This window comes from Streptomyces sp. KMM 9044, from assembly GCF_024701375.2.
Lineage (GTDB): Bacteria > Actinomycetota > Actinomycetes > Streptomycetales > Streptomycetaceae > Streptomyces.
In genome coordinates this window covers 7025796-7042079 of the sequence record NZ_CP113910.1, presented here as the reverse complement: position 1 = coordinate 7042079, position 16284 = coordinate 7025796, and the positions used below count along the sequence as shown (strand labels likewise).

Sequence of the window (16284 nt, the reverse complement as noted above, 5' to 3'; positions counted from 1 at the left end):
CCTCGGTCGGCACCACCGCCGGGACCTCCCGGGCCGCCTCGACCGTCCGGCCCGCCGCCGTTACCGGCTGCAGGTGCAGGGCCGGAGCGGCCCCGCACCGCGCCGACGCGGCGGGCCAGTTCGCGTGCACTGTCGGGGCGTCTGCCGGGTTCCCTGGCCAGCAGGTCGAGGATGATCCGCTCCAGGCGCCCGGGCGGTTCGGCGCAGTGGCCGCGCGGCGGCCGGGGCGGGGTGTCACGGTGCCCGACGAGGATCGCCCACGCGTCGTCGAGGTCGAACGGCGGTACCCCGGTGGCGATCTCGTGGAGCACACAGCCGAAGGAGTACAGGTCGCTGCGCCGGTCGACGTCGGTACCGCTGATCTGCTCCGGTGACATGCAGTGCGGGGTTCCCATCGCGACGCCGGTGCCGGTCGGCCAGGAGGTGAACCCGATGTCGTGGCCGAGGCGAGCGATGCCGAAGTCGCAGATCTTCACCGTGCCGTCGGCGCGCCGCACGATGTTGGCGGGCTTCAGGTCCCGGTGCACGATGCCCTGGTCGTGGGGGTAGGCGAGAGCGGCGGCGACCTGCTCGGCGATCTCCCCCACCTCCTCGACCGGCAGCGGGTGCTGCTTGGTGTCCTCCGGGAGGCGACCGAGGTCACGGCCCTGGAGTAGTTCCATCACCAGGTACAGCGCACCGTCGTACTCACCGGAGTCGTGCACGACGGTGATCCCGCGGTGCTGCAGGGGCGCCGCCACCCGGGCCTCCCGCCGGAAGCACTCGCGCAGCACCCGGCTGAACGCACGGTCGTGCTGTGCGCTCACCGGCTTGAGGCACTTCACCGCGGCCTCTCTGCCGAGCGACTCGTCGCGTGCCCGCCACACCTCCCCATGCCGCCCCGCCCGATCGGATCGACCAGCCGGTACCGGCCGTGGATCAGCCTGCTGTCCCCCGTCGTCCGCCCTCGCAAGTGTCCAACGCGCCCTCCCCGGCCCGTCCAGTATGACGATGTCTCACCCGATTTTGTACGGTGCAGCGCACGTGTGTGACATCAGCGCGTCGAGGAAGTCAGCGTGCCGAGGAAGTCCGTACAGGCCTGCGCACAGGTCCGGCATGCCTCGGCCGTGCGTTCCGCGCCGGGGTGCCCGTCGAAGGCGTACGCGCCCTCGAGGCACACCTGCAGGCACCATTCGACCTGGACCCGTACGGTCTCCTCGTCCGCCTGGTTGCCCTCGGACAGCACGCCGCTGGTCGCGTCGCACACCTCCGCGCAGATGACGCCCTTGCGCCGCACGAGTTCCTGGGAGGTGCCGCCGCCGGGATCCACCAGGCCCGCCCGCACCGCGCAGGCCCGCGAGCACTCCGCACACGCCTGCGCACAGCCGAACCGGTCCTCGAGGTACCGGTACAGCTCCTGCTCGGATGCCGTCGTCACTCAGCGCGGGTAGCCATCACCGCGGACGGTGAAACCCGCCGTTCCCAAGTACCGGCCCGGCGGGTTCGCCGGAGGACCCGGGGGTACCCGCGGGCCATGACGAACACCGCGACGGACACCCCGTGGATGGAAGCAGCCGACCTCGCCGCGAGCCGCGGGGTCATGGGCGTCGGCCTCGTTGTGGCGGCCGTGCTGGTCGTGGGCATGCTGATCGGCTTGTTCGCGTTCGGGAGCAAACGGGTCAAGGAGGGTGACTCGCCCAGGCCACGCCCCGACGAGCAGCCCCGGATGCCCGAGGGGGGCCCGGTCCGTGAGGTCCGGGAACACCGGGAGCCCGATGAGATACCCAGAAGCGACGACCGCCTGACGCCGCACGACCTGCACGGAGGCAATTCCGGCAGCCGCCCCGGGACCTCTCAGGAACGGCCTCGCTGGGAGGAGGGCGGCAGCGGCGCGTTCGGCAGTGGTGGGCCGGGGCGCCGCTGACCACCGGCGGGCCCCGTCACCCTGCTGCCTCGAACGCCGCTGCGACCCCCGCGGTTACCGTGAACAGGGAAGTGGGAACCTTGGCAGACCTCGCACGAAGGGTTCTGCCGCTGCCCGATCACGGCCATCCGCCGATCGGCAGCCCAATAAGCCATGTGCGCGCCGTCCGCGGACGGGCTTGGGAAACTCACGGCCTACGAGGGTTCGCACGGCGACCGGCTCCCCGTGGCCGAGTTGTCGGCGGCCCGTCCGGACCAGTGGCGCACGGGTGCCGGGACCACGTCGGACGACGCGGGTGCACTGCGTCCCGAGCAGGACGCGGGCCGCCCGGGCTCCCGCCTCGCCCGCCACCGCACCGCATCCCGGCCAGCGGGGCAGACCGAGGGGCGACCGTACGCACGGAAGGCCGACCTGTCCGGCACCGCCCTGCGCCTCGCGCGCTCCGGAGCGGGCCACGGCTCCAGCGGAGAGCGCCGGCGGTGCGCGCAGGGCCGCAACTGCCACTTGGTCGCCTCGCTCTCCTACGCCGCGGGCCGCGACCAGCTCGACATCGAGGGCCTGGGAGCCACCCGTGTCGTCCAGCTGGTCGACGCAGGGCTCGTCTCCGACCTCGCCGACGTGTTCGCCCTCGGGCACGACCGGTTGCTCGGCCTGGACCGGATGAGCGAGACCAGCACCGACAACCTGCTCGCGGCGATCGCCAAGGCCAAGGAACAGCCGCTGTCGCGGGTGCTCTGCGCGCTCGGTGTCCGCGGCACCGGCCGGTCCATGTCCCGGCGTATCGCCCGGTACTTCGCCACCATGGACAACCTCCGCGCCGCCGACGCCGAAACAATGCAGCGGGTCGACGGCATCGGGCCGGAGAAGACACCCTCGGTCGTCGCCGAACTCGCCGAACTCGCCCCGCTCCTCGACAAACTCGTTGCGGCGGGCGTCAACACGACCGAACCCGGAGCCACCCCGCCCCCGGCCGCCGACGCCGTTCCCGACGGCCGGGACACGGCCGGGGCGGACCGTCCGCTGGCCGACATGACGGTGGTGGTCACCGGTGCGATGACCGGCAGCCTGGAGAAGCTCTTCCGCAACGAGATGAACGAACTCATCGAACGGGCCGGCGGTCGCTCCTCCTCCAGCGTCTCCGGGAAGACCACCCTCGTGGTCGCCGGAGAAGGAGCCGGCTCCAAGCGCGTCAACGCCGAACAGCTCGGCATCCGCGTCGCCGCCCCGGGCGAGTTCGCCACCCTGGTCGCGGCCCTCCTGGAATGACCGCCGCGGCTCCACCCGTGTCCGGGAATGGACGCGGACCCGCCCCGCGTTGCCGCGAGCATGACGAAGAATGCGCCGCGGCCCGAGGTGTTGCGATACACCGCCTTCTCGAGCACCCCCGACGGCGGAAACCCCGCGGGTGTCGTTCTGGACGCCACCGGCCTGGACGACAGCGACATGCTGGCCATCGCCGCCGGTCTCGGATACTCGGAGTCCGCGTTCCTGACCGCGCCTCCGGAGGGTCTCGGCGGCCAGGAGGGCCGGGCGTACGGCATCCGCTACTTCAGCCCCAGGGCCGAGGTGCCGTTCTGCGGGCACGCCACCGTCGCGACCGCCGTCGCACTCGCCGAGCGGACAGGCCCCGGGGAGATGGTGTTCGCGACGCGGGCGGGCGTCGTGCCGGTGGAGGTGGCCGAGGGGGGCGGGACGGTCAGGGCCACGCTCACCAGCGTCGAGCCGTACATCGAGGAGGTCGACGACGACGCTCTCGCGGAGGCACTCGCCGCGCTCCGCTGGCCGGCCACCGACCTCGACCCCGGCTTCCCGCCCCGTGTCGCCTTCGCCGGCGCCCGGCATCTCGTCCTCGCGGCGGCCACACGTGCCCGTCTCGCCGATCTCACGTACGACTTCGCGCGCCTGGAAGCCCTGATGCGCCGCTGGGACCTGACCACGGTCCAGTTGGTGTGGCGTGAGTCGGCCGCTGTCTTCCACGTCCGTGCCCCCTTCCCCGTCGGCGGCGTCGTCGAGGACCCGGCGACCGGCGCCGCGGCCGCCGCCTTCGGTGCGTACGCCCGTGAGCTGGGCCTGGTCCCCGAGGAAGCCGTCCTCACCCTGCACCAGGGCGAGGACCTGGGCCGTCCCGGCGAGCTCACGGTGACGCTGCGCGCAGGTGATCCGCGCGTCCGTGTCGGCGGCGCGGGAGCTCGCATCGGCTGAGGCGCCGGCCGTGCCGGCGGTCCCCTGCGAGTGACACGCTCCGCGGTATGGATGACCGTTTCGAGGGTTTTTCGACCAACTGGTAGCGGACGCGGCCCACGGGGGACGGATGGTGGAGGAGCCGACGGTTCCACCGCCGCCGAGGAGGCAGCCATGAGTGAAGCAATCGCCGGTGGGGGCGGTGCCGACCGGGCCCGCTCGTTCCTGCGGGCCCACGGTCTGTGCCGGGCCGACGCGGGCACGGTCCGGACGGCCGTCGGCCCTGCGCGCGACGCCGGAGGGGCCCGCAAGCCGCCCCTCCCCGCCCGGACACCACCCTCGGCACGGTGGACGCGGACGTCCTGGAGCACTTCGTCCCCGGGCGACGGCCCTCCCCACCGGCTACGCCAATGGAGTGACTGTCCTCCAGTACAGGCTCCGCACCGGGCAGGAATCAGCGCATCCGCACCGGGGCACTCGGCGGAAGCACTGGTGTGCAGGTGACCGAGAGTGAGAAGGGGTTGTGCATGCTTGAACTGCGGCCCACTGCGGCCGAACCGGTTGGGCCCGTCAACGGTCCGCTCACCGCCCTCGACGCCGTCCAGGCCGTCGAGGCGGAACTCGAGCATGTCCTCGACGAAGGGCTGTGCCGGGCCCGTGACGTGGATCCGGTCTTCGCCCGCGATGTCGCCGGCCGGGTCACCTCGTTCGTCCAGCGGGGCGGCAAGCGGCTGCGTACGGCGTTCGCGTGGTGCGGGTGGCGGGCCGCGGGCGGTTCGGGCGACGCGACGGCCGTACTGCGCACCGGCGCGGCCCTCGAACTCGTCCAGGCGTGCGCTCTCATTCACGACGACGTGATGGACGGGTCGTCGCTGCGGCGGGGCTCGCCGACGGTGCACGTGGACCTCGCCCGCATGCACCGCGCCGCACGCATGAACGGTTCGCCCGAGGCGTTCGCGACCTCCGCCGCGGTGTTGGCCGGCGATCTGGCCCTGGCCTGGGCGGACGACCTGCTCACCGAGACGGCACTCGGCTCCCCGCACGGCCCGCGGCTGTACCACGAATGGCGGGCCATGCGCGGCGAGATGGTCGCCGGTCAGTACCGGGACATCCACGCCCAGGCGTCTGGATCCTCCTGCGTCGACGAGGCCTTGAGCATCGCCACGCTCAAGAGCGCCCTGTACACGGTGGAGCGCCCGCTGACCCTGGGTGCGTCCCTGGCCGGCGCCCAGGCCCATGCCTTGGACGCGCTGCGCTCCGCCGGACGCTGTGCGGGTCTGGCCTTCCAGCTCCGCGACGACCTCCTCGGCGCCTTCGGCGACCCGGCCCTGACGGGTAAACCGGCCAGCGACGACCTGCGGACGCGCAAGCTCACCTACCTGCTCGCTGTCGGCCTGAGGCTCGCCGACGCCTCCGGTGACGAGCGGGCCGCCGAAGTACTCGCCCCCGGCACGGTCTCCCGGTCGGACGAGAGCGTGGAACGTATGCGGGTGGCACTGGAACGGACCGGGGCGCGCACCGCCGTGGAGAGAAGGATCTCGGAGCTGGCGAGGACGAGCCTGCGGCACTTCGCGAGGACCGGCGCCGGGCCCGCAGTACGGCGGGACTTCACCGCGCTGGTCGCACGGGCGTCGGGCGTCGCACTGGAGCGTGCCGGGGAGGCCGCGTGAAAACGGTACCGGGGCCGACGGATCACGTCGTCGTGGTGGGTGCCGGACTGTCCGGTCTCGCATGTGCCCTGCATCTGCTGGGCGCCGGCCGCAGGGTGACGGTCGTCGAACGGGACTTCGGGCCAGGCGGCCGGGCCGGCCGCCTGCGCCTCGGCGGCTACGAAGTGGACACCGGTCCCACGGTGCTGACCATGCCGCACCTGGCCGACGAGGCCTTCGCCGCCGTGGGTGACAGCCTCTCCCGCCACGTCGAACTGATGGCGCTCCACCCGGCTTACCGGGCGTGTTTCGCGGACGGAACGTCACTCGACGTCCACACCGACGGCGAGGCGATGGAGGCGGAGGTGCGGCGGTTCGCGGGACCGGCCGAGGCGGCGGGCTACCGCGGACTGCGGGAGTGGCTGGAGCAGTTGTACCGGGCCCAGATGCGGCGCTTCATCGACACGAACTTCGACTCGCCCTTCCGGCTTCTGCACCCGGACCTGGCCCGTCTGGCGGCGCTGGGCGGGTTCGGACGACTGGACAGGCGCATCGGCCGCTTCCTGTCCGACGAGCGTCTGCGCCGGGTCTTCTCCTTCCAGGCCCTGTACGCCGGTGTCGCGCCGGCACGGGCTCTCGCCGCCTATGCGGTGATCGCCTACATGGACACCGTGGCCGGCGTCTGGTTCCCCAGGGGCGGCATGCACGCGCTGCCTCGCGGCATGGCGGACGCGGCAGCCGGCGCGGGTGCGGCGTTCCGCTGGTCGGCCGAAGCGACCGCGCTGGAACGCTCGGCCGGGCGGGTACGTGCCGTGCGGCTGGCGTCGGGCGAGCGGATCCCGTGCGACGCGGTCGTGCTGACCTGCGAACTGCCCACTGTTCACCGGCTACTGGGACGCACCCCGCGCCGCCCGGTACGACTGCGTCACTCACCGTCCGCCGTGATCCTGCACGCCGGGACCGACCGCACCTGGCCCGGTCTCGCCCACCACACCCTCTCCTTCGGCGCAGCCTGGGAACGTACTTTCGACGAGTTGACCGTCAAGGGGCAGTTGATGAGCGACCCGTCCCTGCTGATCACCCGGCCGACGGCGCACGATCCGGACATGGCCCCGTCCGGCGGGCACCTGCACTACGTACTGGCTCCCTGCCCGAACACCGATGTCGGTCCCTCCGCCGCCGCCTGGCGGGACCTGGGGCCGCGCTACCGCGACAGCCTGGTCGCCGAGCTGGAGCGGCGGGGCCTGGACGGGTTCGCCGACAGTGTCCAGGAGGAAATGCTGGTGACCCCGCTGGACTGGGCGGCACAGGAGCATGCGGCGGGCACCCCCTTCTCGGTCTCCCACACCTTCGTCCAGACCGGCCCGTTCCGGCCACGCAATCTGGTGCGCGGTCTCGAGAACGTCGTGCTGGCCGGCTGCGGCACCACCCCCGGTGTCGGCGTGCCGACGGTGCTCATCAGCGGCAAGCTCGCCGCCGCACGCGTCACCGGCGGCCTCCGGAACCGTTACGCCGATCGCGCCCGTCCGGCGCCGCGCTCCACCCCTGCCGCCGCCCCGACTGCGGAAGGTGTCCATGACCCGTCGTGAACTGGACGCCGCCGGAATCACCGATCCCGCCCTGCGCGCCGCCTACACCGAGTGCCGGCGGCTCAACGCCCGGCACGGCAGGACCTACTTCCTGGCCACCCGCCTTCTCCCCGTGGAACGCCGTTCCGCGGTGCACGCGCTGTACGGCTTCGCCCGGTGGGCGGACGACATCGTCGACGACCTCGACGGGCCCCGGACGCCACAGGAACGTGACCGGCTGCTGCGGCGCCTGGAGAGCGACCTGGCGCACGGGCTGCGCACCGGTGGCGGGAACGAGCCCGTGGTCCGTGCCGTGGCCGACACCGCCGGCCGGTACGGTATCGAGCACGTCCTGTTCGCCGACTTCCTGGGCTCGATGCTCAGCGACCTGTACGTCACGGACTATCCGACCTACGGCCACCTGCGGGCCTACATGCACGGCTCGGCCGCGGTGATCGGGCTGCAGATGCTGCCGGTGCTGGGCACGGTCGTACCCCGGGAGGAGGCGGCGCCGCACGCGGCGGCCCTGGGGGAGGCGTTCCAGCTCACCAACTTCCTTCGGGACGTGGGAGAGGACCTGGACCGGGGCCGCGTCTACCTGCCGGCGGACCTGCTCGCCACGCACGGCGTGGACCGGCCGCTGCTGGAGTGGAGCCGCCGCACAGGGCGTCGCGACCCGCGCATCCGCGCGGCGCTCGTCGCCGCCGAGGCGATGACGCGAAAGGTGTACCGGGCGGCGGAACCGGGCATCGCCCTGCTCGACCCCCGGACGCGCCCCTGCATCCGCACCGCGTTCACGCTCTACGGCGGCATCCTCGACGCGATCGCGGATCAGGGGTACTCGGTGCTGCACCGTCGCGCGGTGGTGTCGCGGAGACGTCGTACGGCGACGGCCGCCGCAGGAGTCGTACAGATCGCCGGCGCGCGGTGGCGCATCCGTGCCTCACACGCGGTGCCCCGGGCGGGCGACGCGGCCCTCCGGAGGAAAGGACCCCTGCAGTGAGTGACCGAAGGGACCGGGCCGGCTGGACACCCCCGTTGCGGCGACGTCGCCGCTCGCACTGGGCGGCACAGACCCCGACCTGGCGGGAGGCACGCCCGGCTCTGATCGCCGACGCGCTGAAGCGGGCGTCCGCCCGTCCGTCCGGCAACTGGTTCGTCGTCGGTGCCTCCCGGGACGTGCGCGCCGCTGGCCGTCCGTACGGCAGTACGGTGGGCGGCATCGAGGTCGTGGTGTGGCGGTCGGACACGGGAGAGCTGCGCGCGGGACCGGGTGTCTGCCCGCACCTCGGCGCGCCCCTGCGGGACAGCCGGGTGGTGTGCGGCGAACTGGTGTGCCACTGGCACGGACTGTCCCTGGACGGCGGGCCGTTCGCCGGCTGGGGTCCCTACCCTGCGCACGACGACGGCGTACTGGTGTGGGTCCGCCTCGACCCGGTCGGCGGCGAAGAGCCGTCGGAGCGCCCCTTCGTGCCGGTACGGCCGGTGGCGGGCAGCGCGGTGGACGCCGTGTTCACGGCGGTCGGGCGGTGCGAACCGCAGGACGTGGTCGCCAACCGGCTCGACCCGTGGCACGGTTCGTGGTTCCATCCCTACTCGTTCGTGGACCTGACGGTGGCCCGGTCTCCACGGGGCGAGGAGGACGACGTCTTCGTCGTCGATGTCTCCTTCCGGGTGACCGGCCGTCTGGTAGTGCCGGTCCGGGCGGAGTTCACCGCTCCGGAGCCGCGCACCGTCGTCATGCACATCACCGAGGGCGAGGGGGCCACGTCCGTGGTGGAGACGCATGCCACGCCGCTGACCGGCGAGGCGGACGAGCGGCCGCGGACCGCGGTGATCGAGGCGGTCGTCGCCGCCTCGGACCGGCGGGGCTTCGCACTGGCACGGGCCGCCGCGCCCGCGCTGCGCCCGCTGATGCGCCGGACGGCCGCCCGGCTGTGGCGCGACGATCTGGCCTACGCCGAGCGACGCTGGAGGCTGCGCAGCACCGGGCGGTTCCCCGGGTGAACACGGCCGGTGGCCGACGCCCGGTGAGCCCGGGCGTCGGCCACCGCGTTCCGGCGCAGCCGCGCCCGCCGTACCGGGACGGAGCCCGTGGCTGCGGGCTCAGTTCCCGGCGAGCGCGCCGATCGCCCGCAGCGCGGGGGAACGGCCCCTGCGGGGAACCGTCCACAGCACCTGGCCCCGGACGCCCCAGTCGGCGAGAAGGGCGCCGGCCGCCAGGAAGCCGGTGGTGGCGGCGCGTTCCATCAGGGCCACCGGAAGGTCGCAGCCGATCGCGTCACCGGCCAGGGTCACCCGGGGGTGGGGTGTCACCACGGTGGGCCGCCGGGCGTGGGAGCCGAGCGGGAAGAGCGGGCAGTCGGAACGCCATTCGTGCCGGGCGTTCAGGATCCGCGCGCTCCGTGTTTCCGGGTAGACCTGGCGCAGGCTGTCGAGGAGGCGGTTTTGCACCGTGTCCGGTTTCGCGTCGGCGACGGCGTAGGCGTGCAGTTCCACCACCGAGCCGCCGGTCCGGGCGGTCCAGCGGGCGGCCTCGCCCTCGTAGCGTTCCAGGACGCTGATGTTGTCGAGGCCGTCGTACCCGCTGGTGCCGAGGAACCCGGGGCGGTCGGTGCGGACCGGCCGGTCCAGCCAGAGCCGGGAGACGAGGAAGGGCGGGGCGGTGGCGAGTGCGGCGACGTCGTCGCGCCAGGTGGGGGTGCCCAGGCCGGGTGACACCGCGACGACCTCCTTCAGCGCTCCGGGGTCGAGGGCGAGAACGGCCGCCTCGTGCAGGTCGGTACCGGTGTCGGTCCGCACCTGGACACCCCCGCCGTCGCGGGGGTGGACGCCGCGCACGGGTGCACCGGTGCGGATGTCGGCTCCGAGGCGCTGGAGGTAGTCGCCGAGCGGCTCCCACAGTGCCTGGGGAAAGGGTTCGCTCGGCACGTCGAAGAGCAGGCCCTCGGCGGAGCCGAGGAAGTAGATGTGGAACATCAGCAGCAGTTCCGCGGCGGACAGTTCGCGCGGGTCGGCGAAGAAGCTGCGCGAGAACACCTCGAACGCGAGATGGTGCGCGGCTTCGGGGAAGCGGACGCGTTCCAGGAAACGGGTCGCGCTGATCGAGTCGAAGCGTTCGTAGACCTCGGGCACGCGGACGTCGAACAGGGGCAGCGCGGCCCGTGCGTCCATGGCTCCGAGATCGCGCCAGCCGAAGGTGGGGCTGAGGGCGACGAACCCGAGGGCGCTGAACGGTGGTGTGCGCGGGACGCGGGCGAAGCTGTCGGTCAGCCCACCGCTGTGCCGCAGCGGGTAGTCGGGCAGCGGCCGGAGACGGTCGAGACCTGGATCGGTCCGCCGCAGGAGGCCACGCAGGTTGTAGTACTGGCGGAAGAAGGCGTGGAAGCCGCGGCTCATGGTCGCCTCGGACCCGTCGTCGAGGCGGGTGCGCCAGCCCGCGAGACGGCCGCCGAGCGACTCCTCCCGTTCGTAGAGGGTCACGTGGGCGCCCCGTTCGGCAAGCAGCGTGGCCGCGGCGAGACCGGCGATACCTCCCCCGGCCACGGCCACGGACGGAGCGTCGCCGGGGGCGAACCGGGCCCGGCCCGGCGCGGGCATCATGATCTCGGCCTTGCGGTCGCGCCCTCGTCGAGCCGTGCGGCGGGGGGCCGTCACCGGGCGTACTCCGCTGCCGCGGCCCGACCGTTGCGGGCCAGGAAGGTGTGCACGAGGCCGGTCTGCCATCCCGCGACGGGGGCGGCGCGCACGTCGGTGAACCCGGCGGCCGTCAGACGCGCGGTGAAGGCGGGGACGGTGTCGAAGTCGATGACGCTTCGCCACAGGTGCCGGTAGAGAGTGCCGTTGCCACTGAGCGTTCCTGCGGGAATGATCATCCCCTGACACACGGTCGTCCACAGAGCCCGGTGGGCGGCCGAGCCGCTGAGGCTGTACTCGTGGACGACGAGCCGGCCGCCCGGTCGCAGCAGGGAGCGGACGGACGTCAGGACACCGTCCGGGTCGGTGACGTTGCGAAACAGGTAGGCGGCGAAGACCGCGTCGTACGGTTCCTCCCCTTTCCCGGCCATCTCCTCGGCCGTCAGGTGCTGGAAACGCACTCGGCCCGGCCACGGTTTGGCCCGTGCGCGCCGCAGCATGCCCGACGAGGCGTCGACGGCCGTGATCCGGGCACGGGGCGCGGCCCGCAGCAGGGCCCGGGTGGAGGCACCGGTGCCGCAACCGAGGTCGAGGACGTGCAGACCGGTGCCGGCCCGGGGCAGCCGGAGCCGTCGCGCTGAACGCAGGAGGTCGGTGCGGTAGCCGGGGTTGAGGGCCGTGAGGCGGTCGTAGGTGTGCGAGGCGTGGTCGAAGGCGCGGGCCAGGTCGTGGTCGCGCAGCAGTGTCATCGGGGCCTGTCTCCGATTCGTGGGTCGGGGTGGGATCGGCGGGGCAGGAAGGGGAGTTCGACGGCGGTCCGCAGCATGGGGCCGACGGGGGAGCGCAGGCCGATGCCCCACTCCTCCCAGGGTGAGGTGGCCCCGTCCAGGAACCGCAGCAGACGTTCCGGCGGGATGCGGCGGAAGAGGCCGGTGAAGAAGCCGGGGCCGTCGATCCGGCCCGTGTCCAGGGCCCGCAGCAACACCGCGTCCATGGCGAGTGCCCGCCGTCCGTGCGGTGGGGGTGCGATCGCCCGTCCGTCGCGCAGGGCGGCGGCGATGGCCCGGCTCTGCCGCTGCACGGCGGCGAAGGTGTAGCCGGTGGCCGGGCGGGTCGCGCCGCCCGCCGTCCCGATCCGGAAGACGGCGGGCCCGGTCCGGCGGGCGAAGCGCGCGTCCGTCATGGGAATGACACCCTGTTCCGCCGACTCCACTGTGAGCGCGCCGAGCTTCAGGATGTCGCGGCTGTAGTGGGCCAGCGCCGCTTCGTAGACCTCGGTGGTCAGCGGGGTGCGGGAGAACTCGGTGTACTCGACGAGCGCCCGGTCCGGTGCCAGTGGCAGTACGTAGCCGAAGGCCAGGCCGTGGCGCGGCTGTGGCACCCGGAAGTCCATCAGGTCGGCCACCGCGGGATCGAACCGGTCCGCGTCCGTACGCACGAACCAGCCACGGAAGTGCTGCATCAGCTGTGTCCGGGCCGGTGGCAGGGTGCGCCGCGGGCGGGAGTCGAACACGTGGCGGGCGCGCAGTGTCAGCGTACGGCCGTCGGGGGTCGTGCAGCGGACCTCCGCTCCGTGGGCCGTGTCGCGTACCGTGTCTGCCGTCGCGCGCAGGACGTGCGCGCCGGGGGAACGGGCCAGCAGGAAGTGCACCAGCCGTTCGAACTCCGTGGACCGGAGCATGCGGTAGCGCAGCGGAGCCGGGTTCAGGGTGATCGGGTCGCCGTCGGCGCCGTGGACGCGCAGCCGGGGCCAGGAGGCGCTGACGGCTTCGTCGTAGTCGTCTGTGCCCTGATCCCAGTAGCACCAGGTCCGCTCGGGGGGCCGGCGCGGACCGTCCGGTGCCTCCACCAGGGTGACGGTGGTGGGGGTACCGGTCGCCGCCAGTCGGTGCGCGAGGCTGAGCCCGGACGCACCACCGCCGACGATGACCACGTCGGACGTCTCACCGGGTGCGTCAAAAGATCGGCTCACCTGGCACGCCGTTCGACGAGGAGTGCCCCGTCCGCAGCCGTGCGCAGCAGTTCGGCGTCCGCTTCCAGCGCGTCGGCGACGGCGGCGACGACCTGGCGGGGGTCGCCCCCTTCGGGCATCGGCGGGGCCGTGCCCGCTACGGACCGGTCCGCGAAGCCGGTGTCCAGATGGCCGGGCCGGATGTCCAGGACCCGGATGCCGGCGGTGCGTGCCTCGCGGCGCGCCGCGCCGAGCCAGGCGCTCAGCGCGGCTTTGGAGGCGCTGTAGTCGGCCATACCCGCCTGCGGGCGCTCCGCGACCACGCCGGTGACGGCGGCGATCGCAGACCCGGGTTTCATGACGGCGAGCGCGGCACGGAAGAAGGCGGCGGGGGCGAGGACGTTGACCGCCATCAGGTACTCCGCGATTTCGTCGCCGATCTCCTCCGCCCGGCCGAAGGCCACCGACCCGAAGGCCGTCACGACGGCGTCCAGCCCGCCCGGTTCGGCCGCTGCGCCATGAACGACGCGGGCGCAGGACGCGGGGTCGTAGGCGTCGAACAGGAAGGTCGGAGCGTCCGGGTACGCCTGGGCGGCACGGGCCAGGCGGGCCGGGTCACGGCCGGCGAGGACCGGGCGCGCTCCCCTGCCGGCCAGTTCCGCGGTGAGGGCTTGGCCGAGGACGCCGGTGGCGCCGGCCACCAGCACGCGCGCGCCGTTGAGGTTCACGTCTCGCTCCCGATCGCAGGGGCAGGTCACCAGCTCTGCTTCTCCACCGTGTGTTCCGCGAACCGGCCGCCGGTGGATGCGGCGGAAACGGCACCGCCGGCCGTCAGCCGCGCGCCGGGTCGCGGAGCACCTCCCGGGCGGCCCGCGTGCCCGAGGCCAGCGCGCCTTGCACCGAACCGGTCGCCCGGTGGTCTCCGCAGACGTACCGGCCCGGGGCGAACCGCGTGGGGCGGCTCAGCGGCCAGGGCGGCTCCATCACGGGCAACGCCCCCTCGACGGTGTACACGGCGATCTGGCGCCAGCCGCTCGTGTCCGTGCCGTACAGCTCGGCCAGGCGCCGGAGCACGGCCTCACCCGCCCCGGGCCGGTCCCCGCCCAGTACGGAGCTGGAGACCAGCACGGTGCCGGACGGCGCGTAGGTGGGAGTGACCTCGGTCAGCACACAGGTGTTCAGCACCCCGCCGGTGGCGTCCACGATCAGGGTCGGCTCGGCCAGAGGGGTGCGCGCTGCGACGTGGTAGTACGTGGTGACCGTACGGCCGTCCGGCACGGCCAGGCCCGGCAGCAGTCGGGCCGCGGCGGCGGCCTCCGTCGCCACCACGACGGTCGTGGCAGGCAGTTCACCGCCGTCCGCCAGAAGCACGCCCGAGGCGGTGACCCCGGCGACGGGCGTCTCCAGCCGGAGCACGCCCTCGGGGAGGCCGGCAGCCAGCTGGTCCGGTACGGCGCCGATGCCGTCGGCGGGCAGACAGAGCGTTCCCCTGACCATGCTCCGCCAGACCAGGTGGAAGAAGCGCGCCGAGGTCTCCATCCGGTCCTCCAGGAAGACGCCGGACAGGAACGGGCACATGATCTCGGCAACCGTCGCGGCCGACAGCCCGGCGCGGGTCAGGGCGGCGGCGGTGGAGCGGTCCGGACGGTGTTTGAGGGAGCGGGCGGGCAGGAGTGCGTCCCGCACGGTGAGCGTGGCCAGTGCCGCCAGGTCGCGGGCCGGCAGGACCCTCCCGGGCAGCAGCGACCCTGCCGCCTTCGGCCGCCGGGTCGGGTCCGCGAGGTGCACGGGCCCCGTCGAAGTGTGCGCGACGATGCCCGGGGTGAACGGCCTCAGCCACAGACTCCGCAGGTCCAGGCGTCGTCTTACCTGCGGATACGAGGTGTTGAACACCTGGAATCCCCGGTCCAGCAGGAAACCCTCGCACCGGTCCGTGCGCATCCGGCCACCCACACCGTCGGACGCCTCCAGCAGCGCCACACGCCGCCCGGCGCGGCACAGGTCCAGAGCACAGGCCAGGCCGGCGAGACCCGCTCCGACGACGACCGTGTCAGGGCTCCGACCGTGTTGAGTGGTCATGTTCTTCTTCCTTCGACGTCCTTCGATTTCCCGGACGCGAACCTCTGTACGACCGGGGTGGGGATTCGCCCTGCGGCGCGACCTGCGGCACGGAACGCGTCGTTCGCGGTGCGTCGTCCACGGGCCCCGGACGCTCACGAAGTCCACCCGAGCACATTCCGTCCGATGAGACCAGGCGCCACCGCGATCACCTACCCGACAGGCTGATCCACATCACCTGAGCACGACCGACTCCACCGCCGCGACGGCCTCCGCCAGCCCCGGCGGATGCGGCGATCCCGACACGGTCTGCCCGGCCCAGCCGGGCCCGAGTGTCAGGACCAGCGGCCTCCGGCGGGCTCCGCGCACACCCCACTCGATCGCCGCGACATGCTGGGCCAGCGGTCGGCTCGCCGTGGTCCGGGACTGCGCCCACAGCCCCACCGCGGCCGGTCCGGTCCTGCGTACTGCGGTCACGAGTGACTCGACGGGCAGCGCGCCGCCGAACATGCGCACGGGAAGGCCGCGTTCGGCCAGTGCGGCCGCCAGTACCTCCAGGGGCAGTGTGTGGTTCTCCCCGGGCACACAGGCAAGCACCGTGGTGGCACCGGACCGGGCGGCGGCCCGGGGCGGCGCGTGGCGCCGGAGAGCACCCGAGACGTGCCAGGACAGGAAGTGCTCGACCTCGACATATCTCTCCCCGGAGATCTCCCACTTGCGGCCGGCCGCCTGCAGCGTGGGCATGATCACCTCCGTCCATGCCGTGACCAGGCCGTGCTCCTCGATCACGGCCCTCAGCAGCTCGTCGAGAGCGGCGGCGTCGAGACGCAGGGCCGCGCGGGCGACCCCCCTGCACTCCTGACGCACGTCTCCCAGTCGCAGACCGGTGCCGGCCCTCCTGCCGAGGCGGGTCGCCGGCTGCGGTACGGGAAGGGCCTCCTCCTTGCGCGGGGCCGCGTCCGGACCTGCCTCGCCGAGCGCCAGGCGGGCGGCCTCGGCGGGCGGCACCCCGGTCGCCGTCAGCGCACACATCCGCTCCAGCCGTGCCAGATCCTCTGCTGTCCAGCGGCGGTGCCGGCCGCCGGTGTGTGCGGTGGGGCCGAGGCCGTAGCGGCGGTCCCACGACCGGACCGTGGTGGGTGCCACCCCGAGACGCCGCGCCACCTCGCCCGTGGTCAGCCCGCCCTCGCGCCGCACCTCTGTCTGATCGACATCGTTCCCGTTCACGCCCATACGACCACTTTACGATGCACAACCGACGCATGTTGTGTACGTCGTTTCGGCTTACGAGACTGGGCGGTAGGCGCCCGGTGGTCAGGGCACACGCCCACCGGGTCC

At 73.2% G+C, this 16284-nt stretch carries 13 protein-coding genes and 2 pseudogenes; 7 read left to right on the top strand and 8 right to left on the bottom strand.

Features of this window, described 5'->3' with window-relative positions; all coding sequences use genetic code 11:
* Positions 1-77: 77 nt before the first annotated feature.
* Together HUV60_RS31660 and HUV60_RS31655 are read right to left on the bottom strand one after the other, a co-directional pair.
* A pseudogene (locus HUV60_RS31660) lies at positions 78-952 on the bottom strand (serine/threonine-protein kinase); the annotation flags it as partial.
* An 81-nt stretch (positions 953-1033) separates the two neighbouring features.
* Positions 1034-1417, bottom strand: coding sequence for a ferredoxin (locus tag HUV60_RS31655; RefSeq protein WP_257853479.1), 384 nt, complete (start codon positions 1415-1417; stop codon positions 1034-1036).
* Between the two features lie 96 nt (positions 1418-1513).
* On the opposite strand from HUV60_RS31655, the gene HUV60_RS31650 reads away from it, so the two are divergent.
* From HUV60_RS31650 to HUV60_RS31620, 7 genes and pseudogenes are all read left to right on the top strand, one after another.
* Positions 1514-1903 (top strand): DUF6479 family protein, encoded by a 390-nt coding sequence (locus HUV60_RS31650; protein WP_257853478.1) that lies wholly within the window; start codon positions 1514-1516, stop codon positions 1901-1903.
* 462 nt (positions 1904-2365) lie between these two features.
* A pseudogene (locus HUV60_RS31645) lies at positions 2366-3169 on the top strand (helix-hairpin-helix domain-containing protein); the annotation flags it as partial.
* A gap of 60 nt (positions 3170-3229) precedes the next feature.
* Positions 3230-4105 (top strand): PhzF family phenazine biosynthesis protein, encoded by an 876-nt coding sequence (locus HUV60_RS31640; RefSeq protein WP_257853477.1) that lies wholly within the window; start codon positions 3230-3232, stop codon positions 4103-4105.
* A gap of 506 nt (positions 4106-4611) precedes the next feature.
* A complete protein-coding gene (locus HUV60_RS31635; protein WP_257853476.1) occupies positions 4612-5754 on the top strand; it encodes a polyprenyl synthetase family protein in 1143 nt (380 codons plus the stop codon).
* Positions 5751-7322, top strand: coding sequence for a phytoene desaturase family protein (gene crtI / locus HUV60_RS31630; protein ID WP_257853474.1), 1572 nt, complete (start codon positions 5751-5753; stop codon positions 7320-7322). Before HUV60_RS31635 ends, crtI begins: the two co-directional genes overlap by 4 nt.
* Entirely contained in the window at positions 7309-8304 is a 996-nt protein-coding gene (locus tag HUV60_RS31625) for a phytoene/squalene synthase family protein (RefSeq protein ID WP_257853473.1), read from the top strand. The genes crtI and HUV60_RS31625 overlap by 14 nt, the downstream gene beginning before the upstream one ends.
* Positions 8301-9308 (top strand): Rieske (2Fe-2S) protein, encoded by a 1008-nt coding sequence (locus HUV60_RS31620; protein WP_257853472.1) that lies wholly within the window; start codon positions 8301-8303, stop codon positions 9306-9308. Before HUV60_RS31625 ends, HUV60_RS31620 begins: the two co-directional genes overlap by 4 nt.
* A gap of 99 nt (positions 9309-9407) precedes the next feature.
* Here HUV60_RS31620 and HUV60_RS31615 read toward each other — a convergent pair whose 3' ends face one another.
* The 6 genes from HUV60_RS31615 to HUV60_RS31590 form a co-directional block, all read right to left on the bottom strand.
* Positions 9408-10904 carry an NAD(P)/FAD-dependent oxidoreductase gene (locus tag HUV60_RS31615; protein WP_257853765.1) on the bottom strand — a complete coding sequence of 499 codons (1497 nt, stop codon included), beginning with the start codon at positions 10902-10904 and terminating at the stop codon, positions 9408-9410.
* 50 nt (positions 10905-10954) lie between these two features.
* The gene (locus tag HUV60_RS31610) at positions 10955-11686 is read right to left on the bottom strand and encodes a methyltransferase domain-containing protein (protein WP_257853471.1); all 732 of its coding nucleotides are present in this window, start codon (positions 11684-11686) and stop codon (positions 10955-10957) included.
* Positions 11683-12909: a lycopene cyclase family protein gene (locus HUV60_RS31605; protein ID WP_257853470.1), complete on the bottom strand. Its 1227-nt coding sequence runs from the start codon at positions 12907-12909 to the stop codon at positions 11683-11685. The genes HUV60_RS31610 and HUV60_RS31605 overlap by 4 nt, the downstream gene beginning before the upstream one ends.
* Positions 12906-13616 (bottom strand): SDR family NAD(P)-dependent oxidoreductase, encoded by a 711-nt coding sequence (locus HUV60_RS31600; RefSeq protein ID WP_257853468.1) that lies wholly within the window; start codon positions 13614-13616, stop codon positions 12906-12908. The genes HUV60_RS31605 and HUV60_RS31600 overlap by 4 nt, the downstream gene beginning before the upstream one ends.
* Positions 13617-13719: 103 nt before the next feature.
* Positions 13720-14967, bottom strand: coding sequence for an NAD(P)/FAD-dependent oxidoreductase (locus HUV60_RS31595; protein WP_257853466.1), 1248 nt, complete (start codon positions 14965-14967; stop codon positions 13720-13722).
* 213 nt (positions 14968-15180) lie between these two features.
* Positions 15181-16179, bottom strand: a complete 999-nt coding sequence (locus HUV60_RS31590; RefSeq protein ID WP_257853465.1) for a MerR family transcriptional regulator — start codon at positions 16177-16179, stop codon at positions 15181-15183.
* Positions 16180-16284 lie beyond the last annotated feature (105 nt).

What these genes read in the sequence shown, in the direction of transcription:
- HUV60_RS31635 (WP_257853476.1), top strand. Translation starts at nt 4,612, where the DNA reads ATGCTTGAACTGCGGCCCACTGCGGCCGAACCGGTTGGGCCCGTCAAC.
- HUV60_RS31590 (WP_257853465.1), bottom strand. Translation starts at nt 16,179, where the DNA reads ATGGGCGTGAACGGGAACGATGTCGATCAGACAGAGGTGCGGCGCGAG.
- HUV60_RS31610 (WP_257853471.1), bottom strand. Translation starts at nt 11,686, where the DNA reads ATGACACTGCTGCGCGACCACGACCTGGCCCGCGCCTTCGACCACGCC.
- HUV60_RS31615 (WP_257853765.1), bottom strand. Translation starts at nt 10,904, where the DNA reads ATGATGCCCGCGCCGGGCCGGGCCCGGTTCGCCCCCGGCGACGCTCCG.
- HUV60_RS31595 (WP_257853466.1), bottom strand. Translation starts at nt 14,967, where the DNA reads ATGACCACTCAACACGGTCGGAGCCCTGACACGGTCGTCGTCGGAGCG.
- HUV60_RS31625 (WP_257853473.1), top strand. Translation starts at nt 7,309, where the DNA reads ATGACCCGTCGTGAACTGGACGCCGCCGGAATCACCGATCCCGCCCTG.
- HUV60_RS31640 (WP_257853477.1), top strand. Translation starts at nt 3,230, where the DNA reads ATGACGAAGAATGCGCCGCGGCCCGAGGTGTTGCGATACACCGCCTTC.
- HUV60_RS31650 (WP_257853478.1), top strand. Translation starts at nt 1,514, where the DNA reads ATGACGAACACCGCGACGGACACCCCGTGGATGGAAGCAGCCGACCTC.